15 protein-coding genes are annotated in these 16,760 nt (G+C 30.1%); 11 read left to right on the plus strand and 4 right to left on the minus strand.

Annotated features, from left to right (window positions below):
* On the minus strand, nt 1-996 hold a 996-nt coding region (locus ACWI69_RS10245), incomplete at its 3' end, for an HTH domain-containing protein (protein ID WP_448821739.1).
* Between the two features lie 185 nt (nt 997-1,181).
* On the opposite strand from ACWI69_RS10245, the gene ACWI69_RS10250 reads away from it, so the two are divergent.
* From ACWI69_RS10250 to ACWI69_RS10285, 8 genes are all read left to right on the plus strand, one after another.
* A complete protein-coding gene (locus ACWI69_RS10250; RefSeq protein ID WP_448821740.1) occupies nt 1,182-2,003 on the plus strand; it encodes a hypothetical protein in 822 nt (273 codons plus the stop codon).
* 15 nt (nt 2,004-2,018) lie between these two features.
* Nucleotides 2,019-2,354 (plus strand): hypothetical protein, encoded by a 336-nt coding sequence (locus tag ACWI69_RS10255; protein WP_448821741.1) that lies wholly within the window; start codon nt 2,019-2,021, stop codon nt 2,352-2,354.
* Between the two features lie 113 nt (nt 2,355-2,467).
* Nucleotides 2,468-3,211 carry a YveK family protein gene (locus ACWI69_RS10260; RefSeq protein ID WP_448821742.1) on the plus strand — a complete coding sequence of 248 codons (744 nt, stop codon included), beginning with the start codon at nt 2,468-2,470 and terminating at the stop codon, nt 3,209-3,211.
* The gene (locus ACWI69_RS10265; RefSeq protein ID WP_448821743.1) at nt 3,201-4,031 is read left to right on the plus strand and encodes a CpsD/CapB family tyrosine-protein kinase; all 831 of its coding nucleotides are present in this window, start codon (nt 3,201-3,203) and stop codon (nt 4,029-4,031) included. Before ACWI69_RS10260 ends, ACWI69_RS10265 begins: the two co-directional genes overlap by 11 nt.
* Nucleotides 4,025-4,759: a tyrosine-protein phosphatase gene (locus ACWI69_RS10270; RefSeq protein ID WP_448821744.1), complete on the plus strand. Its 735-nt coding sequence runs from the start codon at nt 4,025-4,027 to the stop codon at nt 4,757-4,759. The genes ACWI69_RS10265 and ACWI69_RS10270 overlap by 7 nt, the downstream gene beginning before the upstream one ends.
* Nucleotides 4,671-5,903, plus strand: coding sequence for a TolC family protein (locus ACWI69_RS10275; RefSeq protein ID WP_448821745.1), 1,233 nt, complete (start codon nt 4,671-4,673; stop codon nt 5,901-5,903). The genes ACWI69_RS10270 and ACWI69_RS10275 overlap by 89 nt, the downstream gene beginning before the upstream one ends.
* 9 nt (nt 5,904-5,912) lie before the next feature.
* Nucleotides 5,913-7,232: an efflux RND transporter periplasmic adaptor subunit gene (locus ACWI69_RS10280; RefSeq protein WP_448821746.1), complete on the plus strand. Its 1,320-nt coding sequence runs from the start codon at nt 5,913-5,915 to the stop codon at nt 7,230-7,232.
* Nucleotides 7,233-7,243: 11 nt separating this feature from the next.
* Nucleotides 7,244-8,308 (plus strand): ABC transporter permease, encoded by a 1,065-nt coding sequence (locus ACWI69_RS10285; RefSeq protein ID WP_448821747.1) that lies wholly within the window; start codon nt 7,244-7,246, stop codon nt 8,306-8,308.
* A gap of 284 nt (nt 8,309-8,592) precedes the next feature.
* Here the strand turns inward: ACWI69_RS10285 and ACWI69_RS10290 are convergent, their stop codons facing one another.
* Nucleotides 8,593-12,051, minus strand: coding sequence for an autotransporter domain-containing protein (locus tag ACWI69_RS10290; protein WP_448821748.1), 3,459 nt, complete (start codon nt 12,049-12,051; stop codon nt 8,593-8,595).
* 308 nt (nt 12,052-12,359) lie between these two features.
* On the opposite strand from ACWI69_RS10290, the gene relB reads away from it, so the two are divergent.
* The 3 genes from relB to ACWI69_RS10305 all read left to right on the plus strand — a co-directional run bounded on the left by relB (nt 12,360) and on the right by ACWI69_RS10305 (nt 14,802).
* Nucleotides 12,360-12,590, plus strand: a complete 231-nt coding sequence (gene relB / locus ACWI69_RS10295; RefSeq protein ID WP_448821749.1) for a type II toxin-antitoxin system RelB family antitoxin — start codon at nt 12,360-12,362, stop codon at nt 12,588-12,590.
* Nucleotides 12,590-12,859, plus strand: coding sequence for a type II toxin-antitoxin system RelE family toxin (locus ACWI69_RS10300; protein WP_448821753.1), 270 nt, complete (start codon nt 12,590-12,592; stop codon nt 12,857-12,859). The genes relB and ACWI69_RS10300 overlap by 1 nt, the downstream gene beginning before the upstream one ends.
* Nucleotides 12,860-13,149: 290 nt before the next feature.
* Nucleotides 13,150-14,802 (plus strand): AAA family ATPase, encoded by a 1,653-nt coding sequence (locus ACWI69_RS10305; protein ID WP_448821750.1) that lies wholly within the window; start codon nt 13,150-13,152, stop codon nt 14,800-14,802.
* Between the two features lie 186 nt (nt 14,803-14,988).
* Here ACWI69_RS10305 and ACWI69_RS10310 read toward each other — a convergent pair whose 3' ends face one another.
* On the minus strand, nt 14,989-15,447 hold the full coding sequence (locus ACWI69_RS10310) for a hypothetical protein (protein ID WP_448821751.1): 459 nt from the start codon (nt 15,445-15,447) through the stop codon (nt 14,989-14,991).
* A 1,063-nt stretch (nt 15,448-16,510) separates the two neighbouring features.
* A partial coding sequence (locus ACWI69_RS10315; RefSeq protein WP_448821752.1) for a transposase occupies nt 16,511-16,760 on the minus strand: 250 nt, incomplete at its 5' end.

A 16,760-nucleotide genomic window follows, 5' to 3' on the forward strand; every position in this document is an offset into this window, starting at 1 on the left:
AGTTTTCAGAATAACTTTCTTTAAAATTTCTTCATCCTTAGATGTCAAGGTTTTATTCATATTTTTTTTAATAATATCTCTCCAAATAGAGAGATGGTTATGATAATGGATATTTTCATCTGGAAAATTACCTGTACAAATTTTTAAAATATTTATAAAGTATGGAATTTTAGTAAAAGAGATATTTTTAAAAAGTGAATCATGAAAAATGTTGTAAAAAGTATGTAGATCGTTGTCAGAAAAAATATTAGAAAAATAAAATTTAAAAATAGAGAAGTCCTTTAAAGAGAGGATTGAAGAATCTTTGAAGTCATCATCAGAATCAGGTAGATATTGAAAACTGATATAAAAGGCTTTCAATAGCTCTTCATTCCAAAAGAAGTTATCCATATTACAAAAATTTTTAAAATTTTCAATGTCTTTTTTTAAAAAAATATTAATCTCATCATTGTGAAACAAGAGTGAGTAATATTCAGTTAGAATTTTGGGAAGATATATTTCCTCTACTAAATATTTATAGATATAGCTAGAGAGTGCTAATTTTTTACTTAAGTTTTCTCCTGTTAAAAAAATACCTTTACCGGTGTGACTTTCAACAATCAAATCAAAACTTTCTAAATCTTTTTTAATATCAGCTAAATCGTCATTTAAGGTGCGCCTTGAAACATCTAACTTTTTTGAAAGATTTTCTAAATTTAGTTTTCCCTCGATAAGTATTTTTAAGATTAGAAAAAGTATACGTTCCTCTTTTGAAGCAATTTGAAGTTTTTTTAATTTAGAAAAAAGGTTATTACAATTTGAAATCTCTTTTACAATCAGATTCAATCTGTTCGTTTTTTGGAGCTCAGGGAGAGAGTTATATATATCTTTAATATATAGATTCAAATTTGCTTTTGAAAGTTTTAGAAATGACTCTAAAAAATCAAGCTTGTCTCCTTTAGTAAAATTTAAGAGGTTTAAGACTCTTAAATGTTTTGAGCAAATTACTATTGACACAATTTCAACTCCTATGAAATATTATTTACGTTCATTATACAACAAAAAAGTTCGGATATCAAATGTTTTTGAAAAATATTTTTAAAAAAATAAAAAAATTTCAAATAGAAAAACTACTTAGTATGGTATATACTGTACTTCAGGTATAAAGTTTCACATTTCGTGAAGAAACAGGAGGGAATATGATGAAAAAAGTTTTATTAGGAACACTTTTATTGAGTTCAGTGCTTTGCGCAGCAGAGTTATCATCAGTAACAGCAGAAACAACAGCGGTTTTTGCTAAAAGTGAAAAGGGCGGAGATAAACCACTTATCTATTTAGCAGAGAATTTTTATGAAATGGCGACACTGCCAGGATTCTCTTTGGGAGCCCCATCAGGACTTGTTTCTTCATATGGAGTAGCTTTTGTAGGACTTTCTGGAAGAAGAGATAGTGATAATACAGATGGAGCAATGGCTCTTGGAATGGGATTTGGAAATGCTGAAAAACTTGGTGGATCAGTATCGTTAGGAATCGGAAGTATCGATTTTAGAGATGGAGGGTCTTTCAATAGAGGAAATTTAAATTTAAATGTGGGGCATCATTTCAAAGAGTTGGGAGTTGGAGTATCGGTTGGTATGGTAGGGGTTGATTTGTGGCACGCAACTAAATCAGATGGAGACAATCAGGATCCAAGTTTTTATGTGGCAGCTACAAAACTTTGTCCGAATGATTTTATTCCAGTTGTTATTACTGCAGGTCTTGGAAATAATTCGTACGCAGATATAAATAAAGACAATGATAGAAAAGATAAAATAGATGGGTTTGGAGCAGTTGCATTTTATTTAATTCCACAGTTGAGTGTAGTTGTAGATTATACAAGCAATATATTAACAGCAGGAATAAGTATGGTACCATTTCCTGATTATCCGATATCAGTTAATTTAGGAGCAACGAACTTAACTGAACAGGGACAAAATGATAAAGTAGCAGCAATTGGATCAATTGCAGCGGCTTATATATTTTAACTAGGAGGGATTGAGATGAAAAAATTATTATTAATTTTAGGAATACTAATGATGGTAACATCAGTGACATATACAGCAGAAGAAGTACTAGTAATATATGTAGTAGAGGAGAACACAACATCAGAGAATGGTAGTACAACTAAGGATTCAAAGGGAACACAACCGGGAGCTCCAATGTCAAAAGGGGATTCTTTTATGGCAGCTTTTGGAATGGGAGATTCATCAATTGTAAGTGGAGGAGAAAGTGGTGGTGGAGTGACAGCAGGATTAACGGCAATAGAACTTTCAGCGGCACACGTCGGATCAACTTCTCTGACAAGTAGCCAAAATACACCATATAGTTATAAATAGGAAATAAAATAACACTGAAAAGAAGGTAGAAATAATTATTAATAATTAAAGTAAAAAGCTGTTCAGTTTGAACAGCTTTTTTTATGAAATTTATTAAAAACATGGAGGAATGAATGAGAAAAAAAGAGGATTTTTATGAAGATAACTTCTATGAAGATGGAGAGGAAATAGATTTAATGGATTTGGTTTTTACACTTTTGAGAAGATGGAAACTAATAGGATTAGTAGCATTACCCATATTTGGAATGGGAGTTTTTTTTGCTCTAACAAGACCAACTGTATATAAAACAGACATGACAATGATGATATCAAGTGGAAGAAATTTTAATGCTAGTTCATTGGATGGAGGGGAGTTATCAGTCAATCAAAAGTTAGCAACAACCTATGCGGAAATAGCTAAAAGTAATGCGATACTGAAAAATGTTATCAAAAAATATGATCTTGAAACAACATTAAAAACTTTACAAAATGAAGTGTCAATAGCTCCTGTAAAGGATACAGAGTTACTCCAATTGACATATAAAAACTCAGATCCGGCTTTAGCGGCAGCTGTAACGAATGAAATAGGAAATGAGTTTATGTTAAAAGTTCGTGAAGTTATGAATTTTCAAAATATAAAAGTTGTTGAAGCCGCAGAAATACCAAGAGAAGTATTACCTAAACGAAGAGGGGCTATACTTATAATCTCATTAATTTTATCAGGTATGACTGGATGTATGGTTGCGTTTATAGTTGAATTTTTCTTCTGTAAATTACGTAAGCCAAAGGATATAGAGAAAATTCTTGGAGCTTCAATGCTTGGAATGGTTCCAGATTTTAAGTTTTCTCTAGTGGATGGAGGAAAAAATGAACAATAGAAGTAAAAGACAGATATTTTTTAAAGATGGCAACAACCATGAGATGAATGAGGCTCTCAGAGTTATTAGAACGAATCTTCATTTTTTAAATGAAAAGGAGATGGCTCGTACAATACTTATAACAAGTACCACGCCTAAGGAGGGAAAGAGTACAATCGCTTCAAACTATGCAATGAGTATAGCCATCACAGGAAAAAAAGTACTTCTTATAGATTGTGACATCAGAAGACCAAGAGCTCATGAAAGTTTCGGAATAAGTTTTACAAAAGGTCTTGAATCGGTACTTTCGGGGGAGTGTGATGTCGAAGAGGTAATCCTAAAGAATATAGAAACAAATTTGGATATACTTCCGACTAGAAACGTAGCTCACAATGTAACGGAACTTTTTTTAGGGGATAAAATGAAAACTTTGTTGGATAAATTAAAAAATGAATATAACACAGTAGTGCTTGATACACCGCCACTAATAATCGCAAGTGACGCTGCTATACTTTCAAAGTACTGTGATGGAGTTGTATATGTTGTAGCTTATGATCAAGTTGCCAAGAGGGAGTTGGAGTTTGGAAAAACTATGCTAAATAATGCAAAAGCAAATATATATGGAGTTGTAGTAAATAAGGTCGATAAAAATGGACTTTCATATGGAAATTATGGGTACTATAACAATAATTATTCGTATTATAAAGATTATTATACAGAGGAGGGGGATATTCTTGCAAAAGCATATAAACCTCAGAAAGGTTTAAAAGGCTTTCTTACAAAATTAAAAAGAGATTATAAAAGACAATTAAGTGGGGACCAAAAGGGGAAAAGATGGTAGATATTCACACTCATCTGTTATTTGGAGTTGATGATGGACCAAGAACATTAGAAGAATCTATTGAAATGATTAAAATGGGAATGAGATTAGGGTTTGATGAGTTCTATCTTACTTCTCACTACAATAAAGGGAAATTTAATAATGAACATTATGAAAAAAATTATATGATTTTGAAAGAAAAATGTGAAGAGTTAAAACTTGAAGTGAAAGTGTACAGGGGTAATGAAGTTTATTTAAAGGAAAATATATCTGAAATCTTGAGAGATAGAAAATTTAATTTAATAAAAGGGAAATTTCTTTTGGTAGAGTTTTCACCTTTTACTCCCATACCTGTTGGAGAAAATTTGGTAAATAAAATTTTAGAGAGAGGACTTATACCTATATTGGCCCATGTTGAGAGATATGAAAATTTTAAAGGGAGCGATTTAGTCAGGTTAAGAAGACTCGGAGTTAAACTTCAGGTGAATGTGGGGGGAGATAAACCTAAACATATAGTCAGATTACTAAAAGAGGGTTATATTGATTTTTTAGGAAGCGACGCCCATGGAGTAGAAAAAAGAGCTTATACAATGGGAATGGAGCTGAAATATAGAAAAAAAATAACTGCCTTTAATGAAATAAAAGAGGAGGAGATAAGAAATGAGAAAAAGCAATTTGGTAATAGGACTTTTAATTCTTTCTTTAGGAGTATATTCACAGGATCTTGGACTAGAGGAAATTCTTACTAGAGTAAAAAGTAGTAATCCTGAAGTTAAGATTAAAGAGTTAGATATAAAGATAAAAGAAAAAGGAAGGAATAAAGCTTTTAAGAATTTGGTTCTACCTCCAGTTAATCTTTCCACAGAGGAAGATTGGCAGATTGTAAAAGATGAAGGGATGGGATTTAAGGAGATAGAAGCTTATATTCCAATATTTCAGGGTGGTAGAATGGTATATGGTTATAAGAAAGCTGGAAAAGAGTTGGAAATGGCAGAAGAAAATTCTAAACTGACAGTTTATAGTTGGCAAGAGGAGTCGGTGAATGAATATTTTAAAGCTTTAAATTTTAGAAAGCAACGTGAAATAACTAATCTCACAATATCAGCTTTACAAAAACAACGTAATAGACTTGATGGTCTATATAAGGAAAATAAGATGATTCCTAAATCCGAAGTATTAAAAGTTGAAGCGGATATTGAAAATAATATAGCTATTAATCTAGAAAATAAGCAGAAAGAAAGAACATCAAAAGAGACGTTGATGCAACTTTTGGGGTACGATTTAGATAGAGTCATAAAATTGGATGAATTTAATGCTGTGGAGTATCTAAAATCATTTGGAGTTGTTAAAAAAGTGGAGGATCCAAGGAATACAACGTTGGGAAAAACACAAAGTTTGATGGTTGATATAGCTGAATATGATGTAAAAATTGCAAAAGCTGATCTTTATCCATCTTTTTATATAAAACCATCTCACGAATTTAAAAGACGGATTGGAGATAAACTTGTAACAACAAATGAGGGAAGAGTAGAAATAGGATTTAACTATGTATTTCAATGGGGAGGCACGTTTGATTCTGTAGACCAGAAAAAACTTACTCTTGAACAAGCTAAGATAAAATATGATAACAATATTGTTGGAATAGAGTTAGATATGAGAAATAGATTAGGAGAGATAGAATCTCTTACAGGGCAGAGTGAAGCTCAAAAGAAGAGAGTAGAATTACTTAGAGAAAACCTAAAAATTGATAACTTAAGGTATGACAATGAGTTAGTGACAACTTTTGATTACTTAAATTCAGTAAATCAGTTAAGAACGGCTGAAGAGGATTTTTATAAACTTCAAAGGGCTTTAGTTTTAGCTGTAATCAAGTATGAGAATCTATATAAGTAAGGGAGAATTATGAATAAGAAAATAGTGATTGGAGTTGTAGTGGTAGGGTTAGGTCTTGGGGGATATTTTTTAATTAATAGAGTATCGGGAAAAGAGGTTAGAGTTTCAAAAGTAGAGATGGGAAATCTTTCTAGTTCTATACTTTATGCGGGTATAGTTACACCTGGAGAGGTCATACCTGTGTATGTGGAAGCTCCAGTACTTGTTGAATCAATAATAGCAAGAGTAGGACAAGAGGTAGAGGTTGGAGATAAACTTATGACTTTCAGTTCTAAGAGTATTATTGAAAATGATAAAGAATTAAGGATAAATGAGTTGGATGTAAAGGATATAAAACTTCAAATAGCAGATTTGGACGGAGGATCATTAAAGTTAGAGTTGGACAATAGAAAGCTTGAGATGAGAAATTTAGAGGAACAGATAAGGGGAAATGAGAGAAGACTTCCAGTAGTACAATCAGAAGCTAGAACATTAAAAGAAAAAGGGGAAGCATATAAAAAATTATTAGCTGCTGATGGAGTTTCAAGTACAGAGGTCAATAAAACCGTAAATGAAGCTGAGAAAAAAATAGTTGAGTTGGAGGATTTAAAAACTAATTTAGAATTAAATAGACAAAAGTTTGAACTATCGGCAGTAAGTTATGAGAGTTTAACTAGACAGTTAGCAATAGAAGAGGCTAAACTAAAATCAAGTTTGGAGAAATTACAGCTTACAAATGAGATGCTAAATCGTCGTGCAGAACAGTTGAGAAAACCACTTGAAGCGTCTGTAGCTGGAGTCATTACAACTATAGATGTGGTGGAAGGGAGCAATATGCAAAGTGGTCAAAGACTATTGGCTATTTCTCCAAGGGGTGAAAGTATAGTAAAAGTTGAAGTTCCAATGTATCAAGCTAGTAGTGTTAGTCCAGAACAGAAGGCGACGATACGAAGCTCTTCATATGATGGAGATATAACGTATGAAGGAGTTGTAGCTAGAGTTTCCAGCGTAGCTCGTGAAAGCGTATTGGGTGGAAAAAATGATAAGGTTATAGAGATTGAAGTTAAGGTATTAGAAGTAAATGGATTAAAACCTGGTTTTATAACTGATGTAGAAATAAGCAATGAAAGTAGTAGAAACGTAGCAACAGTTTCATCTTTTTCAGTTTTAGAGGAAGGAAATAAGAGCTATGTATACATAGTGGATGATGGGAAAATACGTAAGACTGAAATAAAAATAGGTGTAAAAACATCTACGGATTATGAAGTATTAAATTTACCTCTAGGGACAGATGTGGTGATAAATCCATTTAAAGTAACCAATGGAGAGAGAGTAAAGGCTGTGATTTAGTGAAGGTTTGGATGTCATTTAGATTTCTTCGAGGGAACTTGGCAAGAGCAGCTTTTCCAATGATTGCAGTTATAGTAGGGGCTATGTCACTTGTTATGACACTTTCACTTGGGGACGGTGCAAGAAACATTATAAATAGGGATTTGTCTGCTATAGGAGGAAATAGAATACTTGTAGGTGCAGAACATCTAAATCATAAGGATTTAGAGCTTATGGAAAGACTCCCCTTTGTAGAATATGGAATTTTCCCAGAGGAGAGAGCTTTAGTAGGGAATACAGTGTATAAGGGATACAGTAAGAAAGCTTTGATAGCTATGAAATTACCTATTTTAAAAAATGAAGAGACAGTATTAGATAAAGAACAGTTTTCAGATATAAAAATAGGTGAAGAAATTGAGTTAGAAACTGTATCAGGAAAAAGGCGATTTTTAGTAAGAGGATTGTATCAAGAGGAGAGCCCATTTGAAACTATGAAAATGGGAGATAGGGTTATAGTGAGTGATGAAACTTTTGAAAAAATTTTTGGCAAGAGAAGTTATAAAAACTTGGTAATTGCTTTTCCAGAAGGTGAAAATGGAGAAGATTATATACCGATAGTACTAAAAGAGCTAAATAAAATTCGACCTAGGTACAATCAAGTTAGAATACTAGAGACCCCTGATGTCTATAAAAAAGTAGAGAGGATAAAAAGTTTTGTAGGGAAAAGTTTATTTATTCTTTCTTTTATTTCTTTAGGGATAGGAGGAGTTGGAATTTTAAATTTGATAGCTACTACGGTACGAGAGAGGGGCTCATATATTGGGGTGTTGCGAGCTATGGGGATGAGTAGAGAAAGTTTGACAAAAATATTTATAATAGAGGCAGGAATTGTGATAGTTTTAGGTACTAGCATAGGAATAACTTTTAGTGTAGGTATGTCATATATAGCTGGAAATATATTGAAAATACCACCATATTTTAATTTTTTTAAGATAATGGTGACATTAGCTCTAATAATGGGAATTAGTCTTATATTTGGAGTTTATCCAGCTAAGAGAGCAGGGGAGATTGAGATAGTGAAGGCATTGAAAATTTGAGGAGAAACATCAAGTCTGCATACATCTTTAATAGCTTTAGGCTCAAAAATTCCTTCTCTATCTCTAGGAATATCAACAATAAATCCTACATAAGAACCCAATTTACTGTTGAAAATTTTACAGCGATTTTTTTCTGAGTGAATCTTACCATTAGATTTGCAATATTAGTAAATTTATCAAAAGAAGAAGGCGTCAAAGGAAAAACCTTGACGCATTTTCTATTTTTTAAAGGTCTATAATTGTTCTTTTATGTAAAATTATTTATATTTTTTGATTAATATTCACTAAAATTTATACCCCACTCCAATAGTTGCACTAATATTTCTATTGTAGTCTTTAGCAAATTCAAAGTTCATTCCACCTGTATAGATAATTCCATTTGTTTGCTCCAATTCTAAAGTGTAACTTACTTTTCCAGAGGTTTTAGGTAATTCTATTCCTTGAATATTGAAGTATGTTCCATTTTTTTCTTTGCCTAAGATGTATCCCTTCAATCCTTTTGATTTATCTCCAAGCGTATTTACTACACCTAAGGATAGGATATTTTTTAATTTTCCACTATTTAAGTCTATATTCTTGATGAAGTCTATTCCAACCTCCACATCCATTGTATTACTATCAGCCCTATCAGCTTTCATAGCTATTTTTCCTGGTGTATATCCTTCATTTATTTCGCTTTGTTCTATATAATAGTAACTTAGCTTTATTTTTGGTTCTACTGTCCAATCTTGTTTAGCATTGTAAGTATACTTAGTCTCTATAAAAGCGTTTAATGAGTTAAGGTGGTATTTGTTTTCAGTTGCAAAAGAGTCATATTTATTTGAAATTTTTCTTTTTGCATCAATCGAAGTATATTGATAACCTATTCCACTTGTAAATTTGAAGTTATCAATCTCTCTTTTAGCAAATGTTCCCAAGTACAATGAGTTTCCATCGACTTTACTTAAACCTCTAAAATTGACGTTTTGATGATTTCCACCTAAAACAAATCCTACAGAGTTTTTATCTGTTACTCCATATTCAAACGTTGCTACCCCTCCAACTGTATCTGTTGTTGTTTTATAATTTCTGTGTCCTGTATCGAAGCCATAATAATTTTTTCCAGAAGTAGTATTATCATTTTTTACACCTGTATAAATTGCTTTACCTTGGACTATCAGTTCATCTTTTTTAGGTTTTATTGTTAAGTATGATATATTATCTTCAAATATCTTTAAACTATCTCTCGTTGATTTTAGTGTATATGCATACGGGTTATTCGCATATATTTGATCTAAAAGTGTCAGTAATCCTTCTAGAGAGTCGTTATATGTTTTGTCGTCCAATAATGTTGTATTAGCCATATTTCCAATCTCTCCTGCACTAACTATTGACTTGTATACACTATTTAAATTTTCATATAATAAAGAATCTATAGTAATTGGTGGCTTTGAATCTAATGAAGGATTCTGATTTCCTGGTGAATTTGTGTCTACAGGTGGTTTTGGAACAACGGGCTGTGGCGGTATTGAATCTACAACTGTTATAACTAAATCTTTTCCGTCCTCAGATAATTTTCCATCTAAAACTAATGAATTAATTTTTATATAACTTTGTCCTTCTTTTGAAACTAAAGTTGTTTCTCCCATTGAGACAGTTGTTCCCACTCCTATTCCATTTAATTTTACTAGTAGATTTCCTTCAGTGCTTTCTAATGTTCCCTTGTTGCCGTACAAAGCGTGTCCGATTGTTTTACCATCTTTTGTGATTGTTGGATCAACCTTTAAAACCAAATTTCCACTTTCGAGAGTAATTTTATCAGCTCCAGTTATTTCTGCCTTCTCAAATAGTGTTACATTTCCATTTGTATTAATTGTTTCAAAACCATCTATTTTATTAAATACGTTTAAATTTTCTTGAGAAACATTTCTTATAGTTGATTTTGTTCCCAAACTTAAAATATCTTTTCCTGAACCACTTTGTATATCTCCATTAATTTGAACTGTATTTGCTAGAGTTAATGTATTGTTCCCATCACCTAAATTTATATTTCCATTTATAGTAGAATTACCCTCTAATACAAGTGTATTGTCGCCAACACTGCCTTTTATCACTGTAATATCATTTTTTAATCCACCACCATTTAATATAACATTAGTTCCTTTAAAAGATTTATTGTCATTAATAGTTAAAGCGGTTTCATATCCATTTATTATTGAATCGTTTAATTCTACATCATCAACAACTGTCAATGCACCATTTTCTCGACCTAATCCATTTATAATTAAATCAGACTTTTTAGTTAGTTCAGATGATTTTATATAGGTATTTTGGTTTCCTTGTATTGTTTTTGCTTCTTTTGCAATTGATCCATTTGTAGAGCCATTTAGGATATCTTTTCCATCGGTATTTCCACTAGTACCAACTATAATTTCTTTAACTTCTTTTTCAGTACTTAGCTTTACATATATTCCTTGATTTATTTTATTTTTTAATTCTATTTCTTTTAATTCTTCACCATTACTAAAAATTTCTTTTCCTGCTAGTATACCGTAATTGTTTATGCTTCCTGTAAAATTATTGGCTACAATAGCACTTTCTGATCCCCTTATCACACCGTGATTACTGATATTTTCTTTACTATTATTTAATACTATTCCATTTCCTGAGTATTTTGGATTTCTTTTTTCAGCTTTATTGTTAGCCAGTCCGTCATTTATTTCGACATAACCAGATATAACTCCTTTATTCATAACTGATACAGTTTCTCCATTTACTCCATTTCCACTGAAATTAGCGATAGGAAGCGCATAAGGATAAGTTATTGCTTCAGTAGGTTTTCCATTTACATCAACCGGAACTCCACTTGCAGATGCTATTCCACCTTTCACAATTGCTTTTCCTGATACTATTCCAGTGTTTTCTAACAATATATTTTTCCCAACTACTCCATTACTAGATTCGTTAGCGGCAGCGTGAGCATAAGCCGCTGCAGAGACGTCAGTAGCTGGAGTGGAGTTAGGATTATGTGCAACTGCATTTCCTCCCTTTAATATTGAATTTCCTAGTACAACTCCATTATTTTTTAGGATAACCTCTTCGCTTCCATAGATTCCATTTCCGGTTTTAGCACTGGAAGCATCTGCGGTTACACTCTTATAACCTGTCGCATTTCCACCTTCTAATATTGCATTTCCCGATATTAGTCCGCTGTTTTCTACATTGGCTTTTTTTACAGATACGCCATTCCCAGAACCATATACAAAAATTTGTGCCTTTGCATAATCTTCTGAAAGATTAGTAGTTCCAGCTTTTAAAGCTACGTTTCCAGATATTGTTCCGCCATTTACAATTGATGTATTCATGATTCCATAGATTCCGTTACTAGAGTTAACCATTTCTATTTCAGCTTTGTCATTTTTAGAAGTAATTCTATTTATATCTGTGCTTCCTAAAATAACACCATTATTTTTTAGTGAAATATTACCTAAATTATTAAAAATTCCATTTGCCGATTCGTTGATATCTTGATTATTTATAATAGATTCATTTTTAAGTATACCTCCTATGAATCCCTTATTATTTATTTCATTTTCATTATTCAAACCATTCCAATTTGTTTTTTCAGTTCCGACGATTTTAACATTCTCTTCTATTTCTATTCCATATCCTATTGTACCAGTTATAAAAAATACTACTAGTAAGGATAACATGTATTTCATTTTATTTTTTAAAGCCTTTTTTAATAATTTTTCTTCAAACATTAATTTCTCCCTCTTTTGTTATCTTTTGATCCCAGATAATATTATAGTATTTTAGTGAAATAATTTTCTTTTTTAGGAAAAATGATAGAGCGTCAAAGATTATAAAGATAGAGATGGCTTTTAGTGGTAAAAATGTTGCTATTGAAAGTAAGATTAATTAACCTATTTTATATTTGGCATTGAAAGAATTTTGTATATAAAAATTAAGTAAAGAATAATATATTACCTATAAAATTAATAAAAAAACTCTTGCAAATCCCAAAATTAAGTATTACAATTGTAATACGAAATATCAAAGGAGGTTTTTTATGTCAGTTATTTCCGTTAGATTAAATACTGATGAAGAGCTATTGTTAAAAAAAGTTGCTGATTTTGAAGGTATTGGACTTTCTAGCTATATAAAAAAAATTGTTTTTGAAAGATTGGAAGAAGAATACGATTTAAGAGTTGCTGAAAATGCTTATAAAACTCACGTAGAATCAAATCAAAAAACTTATTCATTTGATAGTGTAATTGAGGAATTAGGAATTGATTTATGATTAAGTACAAAGTTGAATTTTCCGAAATATCTTTAGAACATTTAAAAAAATTAGATAAATCTGTTCAGACAATTATTTTAAAATGGATTAAGAAAAATCTTGTTGATTGTAATAATCCTAAAGCACATGGTAAAGCATTAGTCGGAAACAAAAAAGGATTTTGGAGATACAGAGTAGGTAATTATAGATTACTTTGTAATATCCATGATGATGTATTAACTATATTAGTTCTTGAAGTAGGACATAGAAGTGAAATTTATAAAAAATAAAAAGAATACAATAAAAAATGGAAGAGAGTGTTTAAATCTTCGTGTAAACCTCAGTAATTTTTCTAAATTAATAGATTTAATATTTTTCTCTAGATTCAGAAACAATTTTTTTGCCATAAAAAGACCTCAGCTTAAACCAAACAATTAAAATAGGATATAAGTTAAGTGAAATGAATAATTGAAATATAACTCTGCAGTTTTTTGTTAACTTTTTGTAACAAATTAGGAAGCTTTGATATTCTTCAGTTGTTAAGGTATAATATAAGAAAAAATTATGGGAGTGTGAAGAGGTGGTTAAGAAAAATTTACCTGTGGGAATAGATGATTTTAAAGAAATAATAGAGAACAATTGCTATTTTGCAGATAAATCGTTATTGATAGATGAACTATTGAGTAAAAGATCTAAGGTAACCCTATTGCCAAGACCAAGAAGATTTGGAAAAACTTTAAATATGTCGATGCTTAATTATTTCTTTAACATAGAAGATAAGAACAGTAATAGAAAGCTATTTGAAGAATTGGCTATTTTTAATACAGATAAAATGATATATCAAGGTGAGCATCCAGTTATATATATCACCTTAAAAGATATAAAAGTTGGTAGTTGGGTAGAATGTTTTAAAGCATTAAAACATTTACTTAGTGACTTATTTCAATCTAAAATATACATTAGAGAATCTTTAAATGAAATTCAAACTCAAAATTTTAATGATGTTTTAATGAAAAGTGAAAATGCAGACTATTCAAATGCTTTGAAAGATTTATCTGGTTATTTAGAAAATCATTACAAAAAAAAAGTAATTATTTTAATAGATGAATATGATACACCACTGGTAACAGCGCATTCAGAAGGGTATTATAAAGAGGCGATATTTTTCTTTCGAAATTTTTTAAGCGCAGCATTAAAAGGGAATCCTTATCTTGAATTAGCGGTTTTGACAGGAATATTGAGGGTGACTAAGGAGAGTATATTTTCAGGATTGAATAATCTTGCAGTATCAACAATTTTAGACAACGAATTTAATCATTTTGGTTTAACAGAAGAGGAAGTTGAAGAGTTACTAAAATACTATGGGTTAGAGTATGAACTAGAGGATGTAAAGAAGTGGTATAACGGATATAGATTTGGAAAGGAACTGGTTTATAATCCGTGGTCACTAATTAATTTTGTGAGTAAAAATGAGTTGAATCCATATTGGGTAAATACGAGTGATAATAGTTTAATTAGGGAACTCTTGGGTAAAAACGATTCGAAAGTATTTGAGGAGTTGGAGTTGATATTTAAGGGTGAAATAATATGGGAATCGATTTCAGAGAACATAATATTTGATGACTTAAATAATATTAATACAATCTGGTCCTTGATGCTGTTTTCGGGGTATTTAACTTATGAGAAGATGAAAGTATCTTCAATAACAGGATTAAAATCATATTCATTAAGAATCCCAAATCGAGAGATTAAAAGTTTTTTTAGGCAGAGCTTCATAGAGACGTATACTAAAGGAGATGTATATTTTTATGGAACGATGATGGAGGATTTATTTTTAGGAAATTTAGATTCTTTTGTAGATAAATTTAAAAAAATGTACCTTTCAGCAGTGAGTTATCATGATGCAGGGGATAGTGAAAAATATTATCATCATTTTATGTTAGGATTACTTTTAACACTGGGAGATAAGTATGTGATAACTTCAAATAGAGAGAGTGGGTATGGGAGATACGATATAGCACTGGAACCAAAGGATAAGAGAAACTATGGACTTATATTTGAGTTTAAAGTGGGAAATGAAAACTCTATTGAGGAAAAAGCCAAGGAAGCATTAGCTCAAATAGATGAAAAGAGATATGATATATCCATGAAAAATAATGGAGTATCAAAGATTATAAAGATAGGAATGGCTTTTAGTGGTAAGGATGTTGCTATTGAAAGTGAGGTTAATTAACCTATTTTATCTTCGGTATTGAAAGAGCTTCGTATATAAAAATAAGTAAATAGTGGATTTATTGTTTCGAAAGACAATAACGTAGGGTTTAATATGATAGGGAGTCTAAGACTCCCTATTTTGGTTTTGTAATCTGTATTTTATTGGTTTTAATATTAATTTCAAACAAGCAATAATAATTATATTTTATTCAAATATTTTTTCAATTGTATCTATTAAACTAGTAATTTCTTTACCAGATAAATTATCAGAATACTTTTTTAAAATATCAAGATAATTAAGAAAATATTGTTTTTGTTCTTTTTCTTTTAAAAGATTTATTTTTATTTGCAAATCTTCATCCAATTTTAATTTTTGATAAATAAGCTCTTCTTTAAGAGTTTTAACTTTATTCATTTCAATCTCTCCCAGTTTTTTTATATTCGTATCAACTTCTTCTAAAACTTCTTTTAATGAAGTTTTTTCTAAATCTACCATTGGTATAAAATTTTTCAAAGCTTCTTCAATTTCCTCTTGGACTTCTTTTTCTTCTTCTTCATAAGTTTTATTAGGAAATAAAATCATTTTTATCGAAAAAACACCTAAAATTAATATAAAAATTAAAATAACACAGCCTAAAATAGGTAATACTTTTTCTTCATCCATTTAATACTCCTTGATTTTTAAACTAAAAAAGAGCAAAAGCTACAACATAAAATTTTCAACAATATCTTTAAAATCTGACTCTGCCCTTTTTCTTGTGAGACATATCAATGAAACTAATTATAAAATACTAAAATACAAATCTACAAATCTACAATAAGCTTTAATAAAATAAGTAAAAAAAATCGTCTATTTTATTAAATTAGAATCCTTAGAATAAAAGTAGTCAGTTTTTATCAAGGATTATTAGTGAATAAAAAAATTGAAAATAAATTACGTTGGGATTTTTCTAGTATAAATTTTAGAAAAATTTTTGTCAATTATTTTAGGGATGTTAAATTTTTCTTCTAAAAATAAAAATACCTACTAAAGTATCTCCACATAAAACCTGACATAGATTTTTAGATAATAAGTTTTGTAAATAAAAACTAATACTTTTCTTGAAGCTATTTATTAGAGAAAAAATACTCATATATGCAGAAGGATTCTCAGAAATAATTTCATCGGACATATATAAAAAATTTATAGTATTGGTTTGGTGAATATTATGAAGGAATAATAGTACTTTTAAATGAGGAGGCGATTTAATTTATGATGGAAATTAAAAATATTGATGAAAGAAATGTACTTAAAACTATTAATTTGGATAATCTTGTTCTTGAAAATCACATTATTAGAAAAATTAATAAAAAACAAAAATCACTCCACTATCGGAATGACAAATTTTAAAAAATTTGATACCCTAAAAACGTGGAACAACTAGTTGTTTAGAGTCCTAGTCTACTTCAGAAAGACCTAAATATTTATCCATTTTTCTATAATTTTAAAACTATTACACTTCTGTAAATATTATAATTTACCTAAATCAGCTCTTAAAAATAATGAAATATTAATTTCTAGAAAGTTATATTTGGTATAACTTTTTTTTATTTTTAAAATTGTTTATTTAGACTAGTCTTTAGAAAAAAATCTTGAATAGAATTTAAAATATTAGTATAATTGACAGAAGTAAAAATTTGTTTAATAGTATACATGGTGTAACTATTATATCAAAAAATTAGCTCTGTCACAAAAGTGGCAGAGCTTTTTTTATTTTTATGAATTTATAGTTACTTTTAAAAAAATTAGCATTGAAGAAGCCTTTTCTAAACTTCCACATTGCTAATTTTTTTAAATTCATACATGCAAATTTGAGAGTGAGCTCCATTTTTACTTTCGCTAACCCTCTGTATTGTGTATATCTCATTCCATGTAGTTCTTTCGCGTCAGCGAAAACTCTTTCAATGGTTTGACTCCTAAGAGAATAAATCTCTTTA

This window comes from Cetobacterium sp. (genome assembly GCF_977044495.1).